We start from the raw sequence: 20,571 nt of genomic DNA on the forward strand, positions 1-20,571 counted from the left end.
GAAATCCTGCTAGAACCAAAAACGTATTCCCACGACATAGTTGGTGACCGATGGATCTTCGCCCGCAGCTATTGCAAAGTCGCGGCTTCCACCGAGCTTCCATTCCTGTTCTATTCCGATATAGGGCGCAAATTCCCGGGCGAATTCATAGCGCAGCCGAAGACCTACTTCCAAGCTATCCAGGCCAGCTCCGACACCAAGCTCTGGGATGTCCTGGGCGGCAAGATTGACCTCGGCGCGCGGCTGTAAAATGAGGCGCTGGGTGATTTTCTGATCCAGCTCGCCCTCAATTCTTGCGGTTAAATCCCCCTTGTTGGAAAGGAAGAGCGCAGCATCCACCTCGAAAAGATAGGGGGCTAAACCCTGTATGCCAATCACAGCATGCGTGCGATCAGGGCCGGTCAAATCTTGTCTGATACCGGCCTGAATATCGAAAAATGGTGCTATGGCCTTGCTGTATAGAGCTTGTACTTCTGCGCTCTCTATGGCTTCTCCAAAGCTGCCTTCGCCTTCACTTTTGAACCAGAATTTTTCCAGATCACCGCCATAATAGCCCTGGACGTCCCACAAATAACCGTTTTTACCTTCCCGGGCTCGGTACTCTAGGCGGTCCCCTTGAAACCAGAATACCGGCGTGCCGCTGACGGCGCGGGCCACGCCAGCACGCGAAGCGGCCATTTCTTCTGCGCCGACATATTGATCAGCCGCATATGTGGGCCCGTCAAACGCTTCCGGGGGTGGAGGCGCATTTACGGGCAAATCTAATGGCATGTCATGACCGGCATTTGTGTCGGCCTCTTCTGACTGCTGGTTCATTTTGCCATGATCCATTTGGCTGTGATCCATTTGAGGATCACTCATGGAATCCATTTGCATATCCTGAGATGCTTCCGCTTCATCGGCGCCTTCATGCGGAAGGCCTTCATGATCCATTTCATCATGGTTGACGGGGACATCATCCTGCGCCGGTTTAGCTGTGTCCATATTATGGCCTGCATGGGGATCAGCTTCATCGGCAACCGGCTTTTCGGCAGGGTCTGCCATAGCGGGCATATTATGACCGTCATGACTTTGCGCGAACGCGACATTGGGCACTGCTGTGCTTGACAGCAGGAGAGCAATCATCATTTTCATGATTTGTCTCCATCCAGCGGGCGCACGGTGACGACCTGAAACATCCCGTTATGCATGTGATAGAGCAAGTGGCAGTGGAACGCCCAATCGCCCGGTTCATCCGCCGTGAGGTCAAATTGGGCGCTGCCGCCTGGTTGCACGATAACCGTGTGTTTCAGAGGTTGGCGATCATTTTTCGCACCGTTTACCAGTTCGAAGAAATGGCCGTGCAAATGGATAGGATGGGCCATCATTGTATCATTGACGAGCTTGACCCGAACGCGTTCATTGTAAGCGAAGCGGATGGGATCATCTGTAACGGCAGAGAATTTCTTGCCGTCAAAGGACCACATATAGCGCTCCATATTTCCTGTCAGATGGATTTCTTTGAGCCGTGTAGGCGCTCGAACCTTGTTAGGGCGCGCTGCCACAAGTTGTTTGTAGTTGAGAACCCTGTGGTCAACCTTGTCGAGACCGATGCCAGGGTCTCCCATCCGGTCAACCGGGTTCATTGATACCATATCTACACCAGGTCCGACCTTGACCGAAGGCGGCAATTTGGACGTGTCTCGCATATTCATGCCGCCCGACATATCCATATCGGCCATTGCCGCACCGGAAACGGTAGCGCCATGTGCGGAATGATCCGTCCCACCTTCGCCGTGTCCGGACATGCCCATATCAGCCATTGTAAGCAATGGTGGGTCGCGAAGCGGAGGAACCGCCGCACGCGCTCCCGGGCGACTTGCCAGTGTGGCAAGGCCCATGCCCGAGCGATCCATTGATTCAGCGGTAATTGTATAGGCTTCGCTGCTTCCGGGTTCGACGATAACGTCATAAGTCTCGGCATTGCCAATCTGGAATTCGTCCACCTGAACCGGCTCGACATTCTGCCCATCGGCCGAGATGACCGTCATTGGCAGGCCTGGAATACGGATATTGAAAAACGTGGCGGCTGCCCCGTTGATGAAGCGCAGGCGCACACGTTCGCCTCTTTTAAAGAGATACTCCAGCCCGTCTTCAGGACCATGCCCGTTGAGAAGATAGGTATAGGTTGCGGCAGATATATCGCCGATATCGGTTGGCATCATCCGCATTTTAGCCCACATTCGGCGCTCCTCTGCCGAAAGGGGGTAATCATCTGTCATTGTGCGCTGGTTATAGTTAAAATAGCCTTCGCCCTTTTTCAGTTTGGCCATGATTGTATGCGGATTCATGGGTGACCAGTCAGACAGCATCACTACATAATCCCGGTCATATTCCACCGGCTCTGGTCCCTTGGGGTCAATGATGATTGGGCCATAGTGGCCCATTGGTTCCTGCAAAGTGTGGGCATGCCACCAATATGTACCTGCTTGGCGGATAGGGAATTCGTAACGGAATGTCTTGCCCGGTTCGAGCGCCGCCATTGTGACGCCGGGAACACCGTCCATTAAGAACGGAACAAGCAGCCCGTGCCAGTGAATTGACGTGCCTTCAGAACTATCATTGACCATGTCAACGACGAGGTTCTGGCCTTCCTTGAGGCGCACCAAAGGGCCAGGGATAGTGCCGTTTACGGTAACAGCCGGTCCGCGCCGACTGCCGGTCGTAAACGCGGCATCAGCAACCGTCATTTTCATATATTCGCCGGAGAGAACATCACTGCCTTTGCGGGCTAATGTGCCTCCATTGGCAGCGCGTGCCCAGCCTGGCATCGCTGCGGATAATCCTGCAGCCCCACCAAGCGCTAGCGATGAAGTAATTAATTTTCTGCGGTCGAGGGAAAGCATAAATTCTGTCCTGAATAGAGGTCTGTGTTCAACCTCATTACGCGCGCAGATGCTTTATCCCTCAAAACTTTTAGCTGCATCCCGCAATTTGTTTCGCGCGCGGTAAATTCGCGATTCAACTGCCTTTTCCGAAATGCCTAGAAGAGCAGCCGTTTCAGCCTGACTACGTTCATCATAGGTTACCAAAAGGAATGGTTCTCTCAAAGAATGGGGAAGGGTGGCAATTTTTTCTTCCATCAGAGAAAGCAACTGACGTGATTCCAGGTCGGAAGATTGATCAGGTGTTTCGTCAGCTGTTTCTAATTCGTGCTCCTGACCGCTTCCAAACTCGAAAAAACGACGCACTTTGCGCCGCCTTAAATGATCACGACATTTATTAAGCGTGATTCTGGTTAGCCATGGAGCCAACTCGCGGCTTTGGTCAAATTGACCCATTTTGAACCATGCTGCGGCCATCGCCTCCTGGACAGCATCTTGCGCTTCGTCTGAATGACGCAAGGTTCTAAAAGCAATATTAAGCAAGCGTGGACCATGGCGCTGCATTAAGACCCCAAACGCTCTTCGATCCCCCTTGGCTGATCTACTTGCAAGGACCTCGTCCTGTTCATCTGAAATTGGCTGATCCATTCCAGATTATTCAAAGAATTTCATTGCTGATCAGCAGTAAGTGCATCGCTCACATGACGGTCAAACGCAGATTGCTGATCGGGCGTTAATAGCGAACGCATTTCAAAAACATGCGAGATCGTTGCTTTTTGTAGCTCCCCCATACGGTCATGCACATCTTCTACCGCCAATGCGACTTTAGGGCCAAATTCGTGTTCTTCCTCCATAGCGGTAGCAAGTTTGCCATTGGCCGCCCGCAGGGATAGTTCCAAGGTACGGCGCTTTACCGCAAATTTATTCTCCATTTCGTCAAGGTCTTTCATTTGGGTTTCTGAAAGACGGAGCTCTTGATGAACAAACCCATGAAGGCTTGAGCTTTCACCATTTCGCGCGGACCATTTATTGGCTGCCAAAGACCCTAGAAATCCAGCAGTCAGGGCCAGAAAAATCAGGAGCGCAATGCGAAAAGGCCCCATTCTCATGGTAAAACGTGCAGCAATGTGGCTGGTGAATAGTCCGGCCCATCGCTCAAATAACTGGAGCCACTGCTCGCTATAGCTTCATCCCCCCCACTCATCACGCCGACACTAAGCGCGGTAGCCAGCATGATAGCGGCCAAGCCATTCCGGCCTCTTGCAAGCTGTTTGCGTTCGATTTGAGATACACGGGACCAAATACCGGCCTCGAAGTCTGGACCGATACCAGGTGCTCTATTATCGTTCAGATCCTCCATAATTTTACTAAACTTCTCAGTCATTCAGTTTTCCTTCCAAAACCGCGTTACTAACTACTTTACGCGCGTAGCAGATAAAACCCTCAATGAAATTTTGAGGGGTATGAAAGTTCGCTGCGTAATAGTCACATAGCAGCATCGAAACAAACTGCTAGATTTGGAGCTCAATATGCACTGGCGTTCAATCGGTTTGGTACTGCTTTTAATTCTTTCGCCAGCTTCTGCATTACAAGCGCATGAGGCTCATCGCAATAATGAGCCTGATCCCGTGGCCCAATCGAACGAACACAACGTCGCAGATGCGGGCATGCCGTCGATGCAATCTGGAGATATGCTAGATTCGCATGCCGAACATGCCCACAAGGCGGCAACCGACAAAGGCTTCGATCTCATCGATTTTCTAGGTCGCTTGCATCCTATGGCGGTTCATTTCCCAATCGCTCTTTTCCTGGTTGCCGCGTTGGCTGAGCTTATTATGATTATTAATCCTACGGCAGGTGTCGGGAGTTCGGTTCGGTTCCTCGTCTGGATCGGTGCAGCCGGCGGCATTGTGGCCGCAATTTTGGGCTGGCTCGCAGGCGGCATACGCATGAGTGATCGTTCGGAGATTTTGGGACTTCACAGGTGGACAGGCACCGGTATTGCCATAACCGGTATATTGCTCGCTTTTTTGTCCAGTGCTCCCGCAAACTCGGGCAAACGCACCGTGTTCCGGGTCGGTCTTGCCGCGGTAGCATTTGCGATTTTATTTCAAGGCTATTGGGGCGCCGAGATGTCGCTCGGTCCCAATCATATGGGAATGTGAAGGAAGAAATATGACCAAAAAACTATCTGTGAAATACATACGCCAGACGGCGAACGGCATGACGTTGGCTCTGCTGGCTGCCTGCACAACTGCTGTAAGCGCTGCGCCCATTGTCATGTATCGTGATGCTGGCTGCGGTTGCTGTTTGAAATGGGCCGATCATGCCGAAACCAATATGGACCGCGAGATAACGGTCAAAGATGAAACCAGCATGAGAGCGCGTAAAACAGCATTGGGCGTTCCGCCTAAGCTTGTTTCTTGCCATACTGCTGTTATTGACGGATATGTCATCGAGGGCCACGTCCCTGCCGCTGATATCAAGCGATTGCTCGAAACCCGCCCTGCTGGCGTTAAAGGGCTTGCCGTAGCAGGCATGCCGGTCGGCTCGCCAGGCATGGAATATCAAAATCAAACACAACCTTACCAGGTCATCGCCTTTGGCGATGATGGGCAACGTGTGTTCGCAAGCTACAATTGAGACTAATAACCAAGAAAGGAAATATCATGAGAAAAATGACAATTATCGTAAGCGCAATCGCTCTGGTTTCGAGCGGAGCAGCCATGGCGCATCAACATAAAGCCGGTGGTTCTGAGTCGCAGAAATGCGAGTTGATGAAGGATGGCAAAAAGATGGAAGGCATGATGCAAAAAGGTGCTGATGGCAAAATGTCGTGTCAGATGATGGATCATTCAAAAATGGACCACTCCAAGATGGACCATAGCAAAATGGATCAAGGCAAAGCTAAACCAGAATAGGGTCGCAGGATGGGTCCGGAGCTGCAAAGGCTCCGGGCCTTTTTCTATTTTCTCATTTTGCCAAACAAGCTGATCAGCTCCGCTATTTTCTCCTTTTGATCAGCCTTGTCGCCAGAGGTGAGGGCTTCCTGCACGCAATGATTGGTATGAGTTTCCAATATTTTCATTTTGGTGGCATGCAATGCGGCCTCCACGGCGGAAAATTGCTGAAGAATGTCGATACAGTACCGACCCTCCTCCATCATTTTGGCAATTCCGCGGACCTGGCCTTCAATCCGGCGCATCCGGTTTATTTCCTGAGTAAATTTTTCTGTCATATTTTTTCTATGCCTTATCTCAGTCAGCTTGCAATCAAAAGACTCTTCGCAAATCCAAACTTGACTAATAAACTATACCCCACTATGGTATATTTATCAACGAAAAGATGGAGTGCAAAATGTCCAATATTTCAATGGGTAAACAAATTCTTATTTGGGGGTGGACCTTGAGTCTATTCCTGCTTGCCAGCTATCTGGTTTGCATCGGCTTTGGTGTACTAGCACCGAATTGGGCGCATATGCATGAAGCTTGGGCGCCTTGGCTCCCTGGATTTGAATGGTTAACATGGCCCGGTTTTCTGGCGGGCGCTGCCGGCAGCTTTGCCTATGGGTGGTATATCGCGCTGTTTGTAGTTCCGCTAAAACGCTTTATTCAAAACAAGATTGGAAACACCGCTAATGGCTGAGGTCACTCCTTCCCCCGGTGGCCTTGCAGGCCATGACCACAGCCACGAAGGCTCTTCAGATCATGTCACAGATCCCGTCTGCGGTATGTCTGTCGAGCCGGATAAAACCGAGCATCATGCGCGTCATGATGCTCGGGATTATCATTTCTGTTCCGCCGGATGCAAAACCAAATTTGTTTCAGACCCGGAGCATTATCTCACCGGAAAACACCGTGAAGCCCAGGATAATGTGCCTGCCGGAACAATCTACACCTGCCCGATGCATCCAGAAATCCGCCAAGAAGGCCCGGGTTCCTGTCCAATATGTGGCATGGCGCTAGAACCAGAAACCTTCTCGCTCGATACTGGCCCTGATCCAGAATATATCGATATGCGCCGCCGATTTTGGGTGAGTGCGCTGTTCACCATTCCGTTGTTCATTTTCGCGATGGGCGAACTCATTCCCAACAATCCATTTGATGGATTGTTTAGTCCGGCAACCGGTCAGTGGTTGCAGCTTTTATTGGCAAGTCCCGTTATTTTATGGGGTGCTTGGCCATTTTTCGTTCGCGGCATCCAATCTGTAAAGACGATGAACCTCAATATGTTCACACTCATAGGCCTCGGAGTTGCCGTCGCTTATGGGTTCAGTGTCTTTGCTACCATTTTCCCTGATGCATTTCCCGATGCATTTCGTGGACATAACGGCAATGTCGCGATATATTTTGAAGCAGCAGCCGTCATTACCACGCTTGTTTTGCTGGGGCAGGTTCTGGAGCTTAAGGCACGCGGTCAGACATCTAGTGCGTTGCGCGCTCTTCTCGAATTAGCACCGCCTGTCGCTGTCCGTGTTAATGATGATGGTTCAGATGAAGAGATTTCGCTGGACCAGGTACAACTAGGTGACCGGTTGCGTGTTCGCCCGGGTGAGAAAGTTCCGGTTGATGGTAGCATCGCCAAAGGCTCCAGTACTATCGATCAATCTATGATTACCGGCGAACCAATCCCAGTTAGTAAAGCGGAAGGGGACGATGTCACCGGTGGCACGGTCAATCAAACGGGCAGTTTTGTGATGACGGCTGACCGGATCGGCAAAGACACTCTGCTTGCAAAAATTGTACAAATGGTTGCCGAGGCACAACGCAGTCGCGCGCCTATTCAAAAATTGGCAGATATGGTTGCAGGACTATTCGTCCCTGCCGTTGTTCTCATAGCCGTTGCGACATTTATTATTTGGGCGATCTGGGGACCGCATCCCGCTCTTGCTTATGCCTTAGTCAATGCGGTTGCGGTCCTGATCATAGCCTGCCCGTGCGCGCTTGGTTTAGCGACCCCCATGTCGATCATGGTCGGTACCGGTAAGGGTGCACAAAACGGTATCTTGATCAAAAATGCCGAAGCACTCGAAACATTAGAAAAAATCGATACCATTGTTGTCGACAAAACCGGCACTTTGACAGAAGGCAAGCCAAAGCTGGTATCCGTTGAACCGGAAACAGGTATGGACGCGAATGAGATGCTCGCATTGGTCGCAGCCATTGAAATGGCAAGCGAGCATCCCTTAGCTGCTGCAATTGTCGCCGGCGCAAAAGATCGGAAGCTCTCCTTTGAAGCAGCTACCGACTTTGGGTCTGTCACTGGCGAAGGCGTAGAAGCGACTGCAGAGAACAGGCGTGTTGCCATCGGCAATGAAAAGATGATGGAAAGGCTTGGTGCAAGCAGCGCTGACCTGATTGTCAAAGCACAGAATGGGCGGTCACAGGGCCAAACCGTGATGTTTGTGGCTGTGGACGGCAAGCCTGCTGGCCTCATCGGTGTTGCCGATCCCATCAAACCAACCACCGTTGACGCGATAAAAGCACTACACAAGGCCAATATCCGCGTTGTGATGCTCACCGGCGATGCAGAAGTGACTGCTCAAGCCGTTGGACGGCTCATTGGCATTGATGAAATTCATGCCAATGTCTCACCCGAAGACAAGCACCGGGTCATCTCCGAGCTACAAGCGGCCGGCAAGAAGGTTGCGATGGCTGGTGATGGCATCAATGATGCGCCTGCTTTGGCCAAGGCGGATGTTGGAATCGCTATGGGCACGGGCACCGATGTGGCAATGGAAAGTGCCGGGATCACGCTGGTAAAAGGTGATTTGGGCGGTATCGCCAAAGCCCGTCACCTCAGCCAGCTCACCATGGGTAATATACGGCAGAACCTGTTCTTTGCGTTCATCTATAATGGCCTTGGCGTGCCGGTCGCAGCTGGTATCCTTTATCCTTGGTTCGGTATATTATTGAGCCCGATGATCGCGGCCGCCGCGATGAGTCTTTCCTCAGTATCGGTTATCGCAAATGCGCTGCGGTTGCGTCGTCGGACCTTGTAATAGCTAATGGCAACCGAAACCTACACTCCGCCATTAGGCTATAAAATCCTGACGCCGCTCTATGATCTCGCGATCAGATATTTGACACGGGAAAATGCGTGGCGTTCGGCGCTAGCTAAGCAGATCAATCCGGTTCCAGGCGACAGGATTTTGGATGTGGGATGTGGGACCGGAAGCCTGTTGGCTATTTTGGCGGAGCATTGTCCGGAAGCGGATTTCATGGGGCTTGATCCCGATATCGAGGCGCTCGAACGGGCATCCAAGAAAATAAACGGTCCCAATATTCGATTCATTCCGGGGTTCTTATCAAAAGAAGCTTTGCCGCAGGGTTGGCAGCCGACAAAAATAACATCCAGTTTGATGTTTCATCAGGTGCCTCTTTTGAAAAAGAGCGAGATAGTTGATATCATGCGCAGCTTGCTAATGCCCGGCGGTGAACTCCACATTGCAGATTATGCAATGCAGAAATCACCGCTGATGCGCTCTGCGTTTCGAATGACGGTGCAGCAGCTCGATGGTGTCGAAGACACGAAACATAATGCTGAAGGTATATTGGAACGAATATTGGTAGCGCCGGGATATCTGACAGAAAAAACACTAAGCTTCCCGACAGCAACGGGTTCCATTTCCCTATTCAAAGCCAAGTTTCTCGCGTCGTGAAATTCGACAAAGAGCCCGAGGTTCACATAGCCACGTTCGGGTTTTTCACAGCCTTCATATGGGAAATCCTGCAAATGCCATTTTTTGATGTCGGGTCGGCAACCTATTGGGAGAAAACTCTAGGTTGCACGCGGGCAACATTTGGCGACGTGGGGATATTGGTGCTCGCCTATACGGTTGTTTCTATTTTGAACCGGAACAGGCACTGGATGCATCGCCCAACCTACTGGATGATTGGCATCTATTTGCTGACTGGGCTCGGAATAACGGTAATTATCGAACGGTTAGCTAACAATATGCCGTATGAATCGGAATGGGGCTGGCAATATAGCGAGCTCATGCCTTTGGTGCCTGGCACCGATATCGGCTTTGTTCCCATCCTAATGTGGCTGGTCATTCCTTTGATCAGCCTGTGGTTTGCCAGACGGCAACCGCGGCCATAAACTCCGCATATCTCAAAGGCTAAAATAGATGCAAAAAAGTTCATATAGCAAAAATAGTTTAACACTGGCCGGATCGGTAGCCATGGGTACCGGCGTCATGATTGGTGCTGGTATATTCGCGCTAACGGGGCAGATTGCTGAACTATCCGGGCCGCTTTTCCCGCTTGCCTTTCTGATAGGTGCCGTGATCAGCGGGTTTAGCGCTTATACCTATATTAAAGTATCCAATAAATATCCGTCAGCTGGCGGTATCGCGATGATACTCAAGAAATCATATGGCCCATCGACCGTCACAGGTGCGGCTGCCTTAATGATGGCCTTTTCGATGATCATCAACGAAAGTCTTGTTGCTAGAACTTTCGGGACATATACGCTCCAACTGTTTGACATTGGGCGTGATTCCGTGCTGGTTCCGATACTGGCCATAGGCCTGATCGTCTTCGCGTTTATCGTCAACATCGCCGGCAACAAGATTATCGGCGCCGTATCTTCGATCACCGCGATATTAAAGATTGGCGGGATATTAATCTTCTCTCTCACTATTCTCTGGGCATCCGGGTTCACGTTCGAGTTTACGCAAGCTGCGCCAAGCGAAGCAACTTCCCCGACCGGCTTTATTGCCGGGATTGCACTGGCCATATTGGCATTCAAGGGATTTACCACCATCACGAATAGCGGCGGCGAGGTTGTGGATCCTGAGAAAAACGTCGGGCGCTCCATTATGATCTCTTTGGGAATTTGTTTGCTGGTCTACATGACAGTGGCGCTCGCTGTCGGGTCCACTTTGAGTATCAGTGAAATTGCTGCCGCTAAAGATTACGCGCTAGCAGAGGCCGCGCGCCCTGCCTTTGGCGACTATGGAGTATGGTTCACGGTTGCCGTTGCCATCATCGCAACAGCATCGGGTCTTCTCGCCAGTGTCTTTGCCGTATCGCGCATGCTTGCGATGCTCACAGACATGAACTTGATCCCCCATCGCCATTTTGGAATGCCTGGTGACGTGCAAAAACACACGCTTGTCTTCACTGTTATCGCCGCAGGTCTATTGGCTGCGTTTTTTGATCTGAGCCGAATAGCATCCTTGGGGGCTATATTTTATCTGGTCATGGACATAGTTATTCATTGGGGCGTGTATCGCCATCTCAAAGACGATGTCGAAGCAAAAGGTTGGGTTTTGCTTAGCGCGATCATCCTGGATTTGATTGTCCTTGGAGCGTTCCTGACCATGAAAGCAGCTAGTGATCCAATGATCATTGCTATTTCTTTCGCTGGCATTGCCGGGTTCTTCGCTTTCGAGAAATATTATTTGTCAAACCAGCGGAGTGACGACAAGGCGGAAACCGGCATGGAAGGGCATTCCCATTGATCTGGACAATCTTGCTGGGTCTATCGATGTTTGGCATAACTGGATTTATTCACTTTCAGGTTATCCACCGGACGCACCGATGGCTCAAATCAACAAACCTGGGCAAAACGCGTAAATTGATCATTGGGCTTTATGCAGCAGCCGTCGCCCATATCTTGGAGGCTGGCCTATATGCAATTGCGTTTATAGCAGGATCCAATGCTGGCCTTGGTGGCTTTAAGCCGAGAGATATATCATCGATGGAAATTTTCTATTTCTCCTTGGTGAATTATACGTCCCTTGGCCTTGGAGATATTTATCCGACCGGACATTTGCGGTTTTTGGCGGGCGTGGAATCATTGAACGGTTTCTTGCTGATAAGCTGTTCCGCCTCACTGATTTTTATATTGATGACGGAAACCGAGACTAGTCCGGCATAATGGTTTAGGCAGATCTCTGCCGGAAAGGATTTTAGGATGATTGAAAAAACCCCCAAACGTCAAGCAAGCGGGCAGCAAGCAGCGCTTTCTCGCTGGGAAAATGAAGGTGGACCGGATGCCCGGCAGAAAGACGAGCTTCAAGATATTCCCGAACTTACCAATACGGAACTAGTCCATCTTCGTGTGCGGGTGATTGCTTTGGAAAACATCATTATTTCCCTGCTTACGCAGGCGCCAGATGAGCAGCATGAACTGATTCGGGAAATGGCTGACTTTATATCCCCCAGAGCCGGATCGACGCAGCACCCACTTACTATAGATGCGGCTTCCCATATGCGGAAATTTGTTGATCGCGCTATCCAATTTCGCGAGTTACCCGATGCCCAATTCTAATAGGAATTGCTCATCTGGAAACTCAAGATCGTTTTCTTTTCATCGCAAAGGATATCGATATATTAAGTTTGAACCGAAGTTTTTAATCGAGAAGCGAACTTACTCTTGACGGTATTCAGCAAATTCTGGACAAGCAGGGCGTGCTAAAGCAAGCGTTCTATCTTTTTTTACTCGGCTTTGCCTTAATCGGCATGGCTAGCCAATCTGTGGCTACAGACACGAGCTGTTCGTCGCATACAGAAAATCATGACGGTAACTCAGAAATGCCTGATTGCAACGAGATGGAAATGGAACACGCCGCTGGCGATCTGGATGAATCCAACGATTCTGGAGATTGCTGCGGTTCCGATTGTGCCGCAACGCAGTCATGCTCGCCAGCTTCTGTCAGTTTTATGGGAAGCTGGTCGGCAATTTTCTCTGGGATTGTTACATCCAGCGCTCAGGTGCGGTTGCCGATCGGCAATCCAGTTGGTGTCCTGCGAACGCCAGAGATCAGACCTCCCATTAATATCTGACAATAGTCTGCAAAAGCATATGCTGACTTCAATTACAGCTATGCTGCATCATTCTTTTGACCAAAATTACTCTGCCGCCCGCTACTAAAACAGGGGCTGCCGCGTATATTTTTATCACAAATTGACAAATATTCCTGCGTCGCTCGAGAGAGTCGAGCGCTGGATTTAAATGAATTGGCGAGCAACAATATGGCGCACAAACCAAACCAGGGAGAGCCCCGCATCAAGGTGGTCAACATATCACTAGCTGCTCTTGCTTTAAGCTTGCCGGCTTTTTCGCTCCATGCGCAGCCAGTCAGTTTTGCCGAAGCTATCGACCTTGCAGTAGAAAAAGCGCCCGGCATTCAGGCAAGAGGATTGCAGATAGAAGCAGCGCAAAGCGAAGCTATTGCAGCTGATCAACTGCCGGACCCCAAACTAAGCGTCGATCTTCTCGACACACGGATAGCAGGACCGTTTGAATTTTCACCGCGTCCCGGTCGTAACGGGTTTCCGCGGCAAAGAATTGGTATCAGCCAGGATGTGCCGAGCATTGCAAAGCGCAGAGCCCGCGCACAGCAGGCCTCGGCTGATATTGTAGCGGCAGAAGCCGGGGAAAAGGATGAGATCCAAAATGTCCGTCTCTATTCTGCTCTTGCGTGGGTCGATCTCTATTATGCTCACCGGCGGCTCAACATTCTCAAAATTTTGCAGGATAGTCTTGATGATTTGACAAACACCGTCGCATCACGCCTTGAATCGGGATATTCGCGGCCTGCGCAGGCATTTGATCCGGAACGCCTCACGGCCGAACTTGCCGACCGGCGCGCCAGGCGTGAGGCTGATGTTGAAATCGCGAAAGCCTCGCTTTCTCGCTGGATCAGAATCGAAAGCCCCGAAATTGCGGGCAAGGCACCAGAATTTGAATTGGACCGTGAAGCGCTGCTTACAAGCTTGGAATTGCTGCCGCTGCTTCAAATTCGCGAAGCCAGGGTGAAGCGCGCCGAGGCCGATGTTGATCTTGCTCGAGCAGGTAAAAATATCGATTACAGCATTAACGCGTCTTACGCTCATCGGCGGCCAGAATATGGCGAGTACGTATCTGTAGGCGTCACCATAAATTTGCCAATATTTGCCAAGAAAAGGCAAAATCCGCGTATCGCAGCCAGTATGCTGAAATCCGAAGCTGAGCGGCTCAGGCTGGAAGATTTGCGGCGCCAACTGATTGCTGAACTCCAATCTGATTTGGCATCCAACCGTGCTTATAAAGAAAACTGGCTGCGCTCTCAAAATACACTTTTACCGCTCGCCAAGAAACAGGCTGAAATGGACCGGATCAGCTACGCGGCGGGTCGGATAGATCTTGGCACCGCACTCAATGCAGCTGTTGTCTTCGCAGAAGCTGAAATCGACTTACTGGACCGGGAGAGAACTTTTGTTCGCGATACGGTTCGCATTAAATTCACCTATGATCGGAATTTGCCATGACATTTACATCCGCACAGAAGACGCGTTGGGGCGCGGTTGTTCTTGTTGCTATAGTTCTCGCTGGTGGTGGCGGTTATTGGCTCGGCACCAGCGGCTCCAAGAGCGCTGGGCATGAACAGGTGGCCGAAGGTGAAGGGGATATTCTCTATTACTACGACCCCATGTTTCCCAATCAACAATTCGACAAACCGGGAAAGTCTCCGTTCATGGACATGCAGCTTGTGCCCAAATATGCGGGCGAAGAAGAGGGGGGCGGAGAGCCTGGCGTTTCCATTGATTCTGCAATTGCTCAAAATCTGGGTATTCGCAGCGCAGAAGCCAAAATGGGCAGGATTGAATCCAGTCTGAGCGTTACCGGGACCATTGAGTTTAACGAACGGGACATCGCGATTGTAGAGGCAAGGTCTGGCGGATTTGTCGAGAGAACCTATCGCCGTGCGCCAAGTGACGTGGTTCCGGCAGGCGCGCCGCTTGCAGATATTCTGGTGCCTGATTGGGGCGGTGCGCAGGCTGAATATATTGCTCTTGTTCGCAGCGGTAACACCGAATTTGCCAATGCTGCCAAGGCAAGAATGCGCCTCCTGGGCATGCCGGACAGTTTGATCCGCAAGGTAGCGCGCACGGGCAGGCCGCACAGTGTTTATACGGTTACAACGCCCGTAAGCGGCGTTGTCGAGCGTCTCGATGTCCGTCAGGGCATGACATTGGTTGAGGGACAGCCTTTGGCGCAGATTAATGGACTTGGAACCGTGTGGCTCGATGCCGCCATTCCGGAAGCCCGAGCGCCAGAGATCCGGGTTGGGCAAACGGCGATCGCCAAGTTGCAAAGTTTCCCGGGAGCGAATTTTGGAGGCAAGGTTATTGCGATATTGCCTACAACAGAAACCGGCAGCCGAACGCTGACTGCACGTATTGAGCTTGCGAACAAGGGCGGAAAGCTGAGGCCCGGTATGTTTGCGGCAGTTGATTTTGGAAGTATCGGCAGCCCAACCATTCTGGTCCCTAGCGAGGCTATCATAGACACCGGCACGCGAACGCTGGTCATGTTATCTAGCGATAACGGCAGATACCGTCCGGCTGAAGTCAGAATTGGCCGAGAAGGCGGCGGACAAACAGAAATACTCGCAGGCCTCTCACCGGGTGAAAAAGTGATCGTTTCGGGTCAGTTCCTTGTGGATTCCGAAGCCAACTTGTCGGGCATTGATGTCCGTCCAATCCAAGGCGAGGCAAAGCCTGCTCCGAAAGATGCGGGGGATCACAAAGCTTCGGGACGGATAGAAGCGATTAAAAAGGACGCCATTACCCTCACGCATGGTCCTATCACTTCGCTGAATATGCCCGGCATGACGATGGACTTCAAGCTCGCAAAACCGGGGATTGTTCGCGGGTTTAAGAAGGGCGATGAAGTAACGATCGATTTTCAAAAAAAGGGAATGGCTTTTACGGTTACCGGAATTAGCCGGACAAAGGTTGCCAAATGATCGAAACAGTCATCCGCGCGAGCGTCGGTGCTCGCATGCTTATATTGCTATTGGCAGGCGCGATTGTGGCAGCCGGCTTCTGGGCTGTGCGGACCACACCGGTAGATGCGCTGCCTGATCTTTCTGATGTCCAGGTCATTATCAGGACGGCTTATCCAGGCCAGGCACCGCAGATCGTTGAAAACCAGGTAACATATCCGTTGGCAACAACAATGCTTTCCGTCCCCGGATCAACGGCTGTGCGCGGTTATTCCTTCAACGGTGACAGCTATGTCTATGTTTTGTTTGATGATGACACAGATTTATATTGGGCGCGTTCCCGGGTGCTCGAATATCTGAGCCAGGTGCAGGGAGATTTGCCGGAAGGTGTCGTGCCCTCGCTTGGACCTGACGCAACCGGTGTGGGCTGGGTTTATGAATATGCGCTTGTCGACAGGACGGGCAGAAATGATCTGTCCCAGCTTCGTAGTCTTCAAGACTGGTTCTTGCGCTATGAGTTGCAGACAATCCCGGGAGTAGCGGAAGTTGCGTCCATTGGCGGCATGGTCAAACAATATCAGGTTGTGCTTGATCCCGATAAGATGGTGTCTCTCGGTATCGACCAGGATACCGCCATAAAGGCGATCAAAAACGCCAATATGGAAGTAGGCGGCTCGATAGTGGAACTCGCCGAGCGTGAATATATCGTCCGGGCCACTGGTTATTTGGAAAACCTCGAGGATTTTCGCTCCATTCCTCTGAGAACCGAAACCGGTGGTGTACCGATTACCTTGGGCGATATCGCGCGCGTACAAATAGGCCCGGAAATCAGGCGCGGCATTGCCGAACTAAATGGTGAAGGCGAAGTGGCAGGCGGCGTTATCATATTGCGCTCCGGAAAAAATGCTCGCGAAACGATCAATGCTGTCAAAGAAAGGCTTACAGCGCTGAAGGCGAGTTTGCCCGAGGGCGTGGAAATCGTGACCACCTATGATCGCTCTGAATTGATCAATGAAGCGGTCAATAATCTGTCGATTAAGCTTGGTGAAGAGTTTGTTGTTGTAGCGATCGTTTGCGCTCTATTCCTGTGGCACGCCCGATCGGCGCTGGTTGCGGTGCTGACCTTGCCCCTCGGTATTTTGATCGCCTTTATAATCATGCGCTTTCAGGGGATTAATGCGAACATCATGTCTTTGGGCGGCATAGCGATTGCTATTGGGGCCATGGTCGATGCCGCGATTGTTATGATTGAAAATGCGCATAAGCATCTCGAGAGATGGCGACGTGAAAATCCTGACCAGGAAATGCCGGTAACCGACCATTGGCAGCTCATTATCAAATCTTCGGTTGAAGTGGGTCCAGCTTTGTTTTTGAGCTTGCTCATCATCACCTTCTCCTTTCTGCCAGTATTTACGCTTGAAGGGCAAGAGGGGCGGTTATTCAAACCCCTCGCTTTCACCAAAACCTATGCCATGGCTGGGGCTGCGATACTTTCGATCACCTTGATCCCAGTTCTGATGGGTTATTTTATTCGCGGCAAAATCCCGTCAGAAAATAAGAACCCGATCAACCGCTTTTTGACCAGAGTTTATCAGCCCGCTTTGGACTGGTCGCTCAAGAGCCCTAAAAAGGTGCTGGTCATTGCGGTCCTGATCTTTGCCACCAGCGCTTGGCCGATCAGTCAACTTGGCGGTGAATTCATGCCGCAAATGGATGAAGGTGATCTGCTGTATATGCCCAATGCCTTGCCAGGATTATCGCCTTCCAAAGCAGGCGAACTGTTGCAACAGACGAACCGGATGATCAAGGCTGTGCCCGAAGTAGAGACGGCGTTCGGCAAAGCCGGTCGCGCGGACACGGCAACTGATCCTGCGCCCTTGACCATGTTTGAAACAACCATCCATTTCAAACCGGAATCTGAATGGCGACCTGGGATGACTTCTGAAAAGCTTGTCGAGGAACTCGACAAGGCGGTTCAGGTGCCAGGGCTAGCCAATTTTTGGATACCGCCCATTCGTAATCGTATCGAAATGCTTTCAACCGGGATCAAAAGCCCGATTGGTATCAAGGTATCAGGCGATGATCTTGATATGATTGACAAGGTTGCACGTGAGATCGAGGCCGAGGCCAAGAAGGTAGATGGTGTCAGTTCTGCTCTGGCGGAAAGACTGACCGGCGGTAGCTATATCGATGTTAAAATCGATCGAAAAACAGCGGCCAGATATGGTCTTAATATTTCTGACGTTCAGTCGATTGTCGCCAGCGCTATAGGCGGGCAGAATGTTGGGGAAACAGTGGAAGGGCTAGCGCGCTATCCGATCAATGTGCGTTATCCTCGCGGCATCCGAAACAGCTTGGAGGATCTCAGAAACCTGCCAGTTCTCACACCATCTATGGAACAAATCACATTGGGCACCGTGGCCGATGTTGAAACCAGCGCGGGGCCGCCGATGCTTCGCAGTGAAAATGGCCGCCCGTCTACCTGGGTCTATATCGATACTCGCGGACGTGATCTGGTGTCGGTTGTGGCGGATCTGCAGGAATCGATTGATAGTGTAATCGATCTGCCAGCAGGCGTCAGTGTGGCCTATACCGGGCAATTCGAATATCTGGAACGCGCGCAATCGCGGCTCATGGTCGTGATACCGGCGACCTTGGTTATAATATTCTTTCTGCTCTACCTTACATTCCGACGATTTGATGAGGCTCTGCTGATCATGGCAACTTTGCCCTTTGCTTTGACCGGCGGGCTCTGGTTACTCTATTTCATGGGACTTAATCAGTCGATTGCGACAGCCGTTGGCTTCATAGCTCTTGCAGGCGTCTCCGCTGAATTTGGTGTGGTCATGCTGATTTACCTCAAGCAGGCCCTCGCCGACGCCGGAGACAGGCCTAATGCTGAAGAAATTCTGAGGGCCGTGCGTGAGGGGGCTCTGCTCAGGGTTCGGCCAAAGGCGATGACAGTTGCAACAATATTGGCAGGTCTATTCCCGATCATAATAGGAACAGGGGCAGGTTCTGAAATCATGCGCCGCATTGCTGCTCCGATGGTGGGAGGCATGATCAGCGCGCCATTATTGTCGATGTTTGTTATTCCAGTAGCATATTTATTGCTTCGCAACCGGGAGGCGATGAAGAACAAATCCATGCGTGACAATGGGTAATGCCCTCAAGTTAATTCTGATTGGGCTGACTGCGTTGGCAGGCGGTCCGGAAATCGGGCGCCGGTTGACCCAGCTCTTCGAAACCGGAAATCAACTCATTGCGTTGGCGGCATTTTGCATATTGTTGGCCTTATGTCTTCTCAGCCTTGTTGGCGCAGGCTTAATCCGTAACGGAATTTTGCGTTGGTCTTTGGCCGTATTTCTTGCTGCCGGGTCGATGATGGTGGATAGCTATCAATGGGTCGTTGGTGATTTCATGGACTATGAAGCGTTCATCACTATGATCCAAAGTGCTGAAAATATCGGCGAGGCAGCAGGACAGCATGGCGAGGTGATAACCTTAGCCGTGGGTAAATCTATAATCCTGCTTGTTGGCATTGGCCTGAAACCTGCTGTTACGCAGGGTATATTTGCGATGCTTTTAAAACTCTTGTCAGTGCCTATTATTCTGGTGCTCGCTCTCATGCTATTTTTTCGAGGCGGGGAAGGGGCCAGTGGTCTACCATCCTCGCATAGCGGATTGAGCTATGGATTACTGTATGGCTACGAATATTTAACTCAGGATCATAGCTCCCGCGAAGCGGTAGCGATTAAACCTGCGCGCGCAAAACCGGCTGCAGATATCGTGCTCATTGTAGATGAAAGCATCGCCGGTGCGTATCTCGACATCAATAGTAAGACGGGTGTCTATTCCGGATTGGCGAATCCCAAGACCAAAGCGCCGGTCCACAATTTTGGTCTCGCCGCCGCCATCACCAATTGCAGCGCTGGAGCCAATGTCACCTTGCGATATGGCGGAACACGGGACAACTACCGCGAGACGATCAAATCCAAACCTTCCATCTGGGCCTATGCTAAAGCGGCGAATCTTGAAACAATCTATATCGATGCGCAGCGTACGGGTGGCACTTATCAAAACCTGATGGATGACGCCGAACGCGCGTTGATAGACAAATGGGACCAGTTTGACGATGTTTCCGTTCTGTATCGCGACCAGGCTGTGGCAGGCCGTTTGGCAGATTATTTGAACGACGAAAAACAGCAGTTCATTCTTGTCAATAAAGTTGGCGGACACTTTCCAGTAAGTGACAAGTTTCCGAATTCCCATGCCCGTTATGCGCCTATGCTCAAGCGCCAGTTTACCGATGTAAGCGAGGCACCTCCAGACAATCTGGATGGCCGGCAAGGTAACTGGGTGCTTTATCGTAACAGCTACCGGAATACTTTGCTTTGGAATGTCGGCGGCTTTTTTGACCGGCTTTTTACACAATCTGAAATTGGTGATGCCATGGTCATTTACACTTCCGATCATGGCCAGACATTCCATGAACGAGGTGAATATGGAGAAGCGACGCATTGCACATCCAATCCTGAGATTGAAGAGGGCGTGGTCCCACTGGTGGTAATCGGAGGGCCGCCTTCGCAGCAGGCGCGCTGGGCCAAGGCAGCGAAAGCAAATCATGATCAGCTAAGCAATTACAGGATTTTTCCGACATTGCTGGGTGCGATGGGGTATGCGAAGAGCGATATTGAAGAAGTCTATGGCTTCGACTTGTTTTCGGATGATCCCGATCCCTTCACATTTAACGTCAATTTCAATGCGCGTCTCGGTAGCGACCCGGCTTGGATATATATTCCTTTGGGGAAGGTTGCACGGCCACCGCTCTCTGATTATCCAAAGACAAGGAAACTGCGTGAGCAGTGAGATTACCGATTATTTTTTACTTTTATGAGTTGAAAAAACTTGGGAGTAGAGAGTTACATGTCTGTCCCAAGCGTTTCTTGCATTTCTATTTCCGCCGGATACCGCTTCATTATT

Annotated in this window: 21 protein-coding genes; 15 read left to right on the top strand and 6 right to left on the bottom strand. The window is 51.0% G+C overall.

What is annotated here, in order from left to right; translation table 11 throughout:
• Positions 1 to 9: 9 nt before the first annotated feature.
• The 5 genes from ACO6S1_RS12905 to ACO6S1_RS12925 are packed head-to-tail and all read right to left on the bottom strand — an operon-like array spanning position 10 to position 4,248.
• On the bottom strand, positions 10 to 1,134 hold the full coding sequence (locus ACO6S1_RS12905) for a copper resistance protein B (RefSeq protein ID WP_422343066.1): 1,125 nt from the start codon (positions 1,132 to 1,134) through the stop codon (positions 10 to 12).
• On the bottom strand, positions 1,131 to 2,885 hold the full coding sequence (locus ACO6S1_RS12910; RefSeq protein ID WP_332042744.1) for a copper resistance system multicopper oxidase: 1,755 nt from the start codon (positions 2,883 to 2,885) through the stop codon (positions 1,131 to 1,133). The genes ACO6S1_RS12905 and ACO6S1_RS12910 overlap by 4 nt, the downstream gene beginning before the upstream one ends.
• 54 nt (positions 2,886 to 2,939) lie before the next feature.
• Entirely contained in the window at positions 2,940 to 3,512 is a 573-nt protein-coding gene (locus tag ACO6S1_RS12915; RefSeq protein WP_332042745.1) for an RNA polymerase sigma factor, read from the bottom strand.
• A gap of 20 nt (positions 3,513 to 3,532) precedes the next feature.
• Positions 3,533 to 3,973 carry a Spy/CpxP family protein refolding chaperone gene (locus ACO6S1_RS12920; protein ID WP_332042746.1) on the bottom strand — a complete coding sequence of 147 codons (441 nt, stop codon included), beginning with the start codon at positions 3,971 to 3,973 and terminating at the stop codon, positions 3,533 to 3,535.
• A complete protein-coding gene (locus tag ACO6S1_RS12925) occupies positions 3,970 to 4,248 on the bottom strand; it encodes a hypothetical protein (RefSeq protein WP_332042747.1) in 279 nt (92 codons plus the stop codon). The genes ACO6S1_RS12920 and ACO6S1_RS12925 overlap by 4 nt, the downstream gene beginning before the upstream one ends.
• A gap of 145 nt (positions 4,249 to 4,393) precedes the next feature.
• On the opposite strand from ACO6S1_RS12925, the gene ACO6S1_RS12930 reads away from it, so the two are divergent.
• Genes ACO6S1_RS12930 through ACO6S1_RS12940 form a run of 3 tightly spaced genes read left to right on the top strand, consistent with a single transcriptional unit; the run spans position 4,394 to position 5,785 of the window.
• Positions 4,394 to 5,029: a DUF2231 domain-containing protein gene (locus tag ACO6S1_RS12930; protein WP_332042748.1), complete on the top strand. Its 636-nt coding sequence runs from the start codon at positions 4,394 to 4,396 to the stop codon at positions 5,027 to 5,029.
• A gap of 10 nt (positions 5,030 to 5,039) precedes the next feature.
• Positions 5,040 to 5,507, top strand: coding sequence for a DUF411 domain-containing protein (locus ACO6S1_RS12935; protein ID WP_422343067.1), 468 nt, complete (start codon positions 5,040 to 5,042; stop codon positions 5,505 to 5,507).
• A gap of 26 nt (positions 5,508 to 5,533) precedes the next feature.
• Positions 5,534 to 5,785 carry a hypothetical protein gene (locus ACO6S1_RS12940; protein ID WP_332042750.1) on the top strand — a complete coding sequence of 84 codons (252 nt, stop codon included), beginning with the start codon at positions 5,534 to 5,536 and terminating at the stop codon, positions 5,783 to 5,785.
• Positions 5,786 to 5,829: 44 nt separating this feature from the next.
• Here the strand turns inward: ACO6S1_RS12940 and ACO6S1_RS12945 are convergent, their stop codons facing one another.
• Positions 5,830 to 6,102 carry a metal-sensitive transcriptional regulator gene (locus ACO6S1_RS12945; RefSeq protein WP_332042751.1) on the bottom strand — a complete coding sequence of 91 codons (273 nt, stop codon included), beginning with the start codon at positions 6,100 to 6,102 and terminating at the stop codon, positions 5,830 to 5,832.
• 119 nt (positions 6,103 to 6,221) lie between these two features.
• Here ACO6S1_RS12945 and ACO6S1_RS12950 point away from each other — a divergent pair, with 119 nt between their 5' ends.
• From ACO6S1_RS12950 to ACO6S1_RS13005, 12 genes are all read left to right on the top strand, one after another.
• A complete protein-coding gene (locus ACO6S1_RS12950) occupies positions 6,222 to 6,509 on the top strand; it encodes a hypothetical protein (RefSeq protein ID WP_332042752.1) in 288 nt (95 codons plus the stop codon).
• Entirely contained in the window at positions 6,502 to 8,865 is a 2,364-nt protein-coding gene (locus tag ACO6S1_RS12955) for a heavy metal translocating P-type ATPase (RefSeq protein ID WP_332042753.1), read from the top strand. Before ACO6S1_RS12950 ends, ACO6S1_RS12955 begins: the two co-directional genes overlap by 8 nt.
• 6 nt (positions 8,866 to 8,871) lie before the next feature.
• On the top strand, positions 8,872 to 9,525 hold the full coding sequence (locus ACO6S1_RS12960; protein ID WP_332042754.1) for a class I SAM-dependent methyltransferase: 654 nt from the start codon (positions 8,872 to 8,874) through the stop codon (positions 9,523 to 9,525).
• Positions 9,526 to 9,599: 74 nt separating this feature from the next.
• Positions 9,600 to 9,968: a hypothetical protein gene (locus ACO6S1_RS12965; protein ID WP_332042755.1), complete on the top strand. Its 369-nt coding sequence runs from the start codon at positions 9,600 to 9,602 to the stop codon at positions 9,966 to 9,968.
• A gap of 28 nt (positions 9,969 to 9,996) precedes the next feature.
• Positions 9,997 to 11,334 (top strand): APC family permease, encoded by a 1,338-nt coding sequence (locus tag ACO6S1_RS12970; protein WP_332042756.1) that lies wholly within the window; start codon positions 9,997 to 9,999, stop codon positions 11,332 to 11,334.
• A 26-nt stretch (positions 11,335 to 11,360) separates the two neighbouring features.
• Entirely contained in the window at positions 11,361 to 11,753 is a 393-nt protein-coding gene (locus ACO6S1_RS12975) for an ion channel (protein ID WP_332042757.1), read from the top strand.
• 36 nt (positions 11,754 to 11,789) lie between these two features.
• Positions 11,790 to 12,146 (top strand): hypothetical protein, encoded by a 357-nt coding sequence (locus ACO6S1_RS12980; RefSeq protein WP_332042758.1) that lies wholly within the window; start codon positions 11,790 to 11,792, stop codon positions 12,144 to 12,146.
• Positions 12,147 to 12,286: 140 nt separating this feature from the next.
• Entirely contained in the window at positions 12,287 to 12,661 is a 375-nt protein-coding gene (locus ACO6S1_RS12985) for a hypothetical protein (RefSeq protein WP_332042759.1), read from the top strand.
• A gap of 189 nt (positions 12,662 to 12,850) precedes the next feature.
• Positions 12,851 to 14,128 (top strand): TolC family protein, encoded by a 1,278-nt coding sequence (locus ACO6S1_RS12990; RefSeq protein WP_332042760.1) that lies wholly within the window; start codon positions 12,851 to 12,853, stop codon positions 14,126 to 14,128.
• Positions 14,125 to 15,609 carry an efflux RND transporter periplasmic adaptor subunit gene (locus ACO6S1_RS12995; protein WP_332042761.1) on the top strand — a complete coding sequence of 495 codons (1,485 nt, stop codon included), beginning with the start codon at positions 14,125 to 14,127 and terminating at the stop codon, positions 15,607 to 15,609. The genes ACO6S1_RS12990 and ACO6S1_RS12995 overlap by 4 nt, the downstream gene beginning before the upstream one ends.
• Entirely contained in the window at positions 15,606 to 18,752 is a 3,147-nt protein-coding gene (locus ACO6S1_RS13000; protein WP_332042762.1) for an efflux RND transporter permease subunit, read from the top strand. The genes ACO6S1_RS12995 and ACO6S1_RS13000 overlap by 4 nt, the downstream gene beginning before the upstream one ends.
• Positions 18,745 to 20,457 (top strand): sulfatase-like hydrolase/transferase, encoded by a 1,713-nt coding sequence (locus ACO6S1_RS13005; protein WP_332042763.1) that lies wholly within the window; start codon positions 18,745 to 18,747, stop codon positions 20,455 to 20,457. The genes ACO6S1_RS13000 and ACO6S1_RS13005 overlap by 8 nt, the downstream gene beginning before the upstream one ends.
• The last annotated feature ends 114 nt before the right edge of the window (positions 20,458 to 20,571 follow it).

It is taken from the genome of Parasphingorhabdus sp. (assembly GCF_965233695.1).
Classification (GTDB): Bacteria; Pseudomonadota; Alphaproteobacteria; order Sphingomonadales; family Sphingomonadaceae; genus Parasphingorhabdus.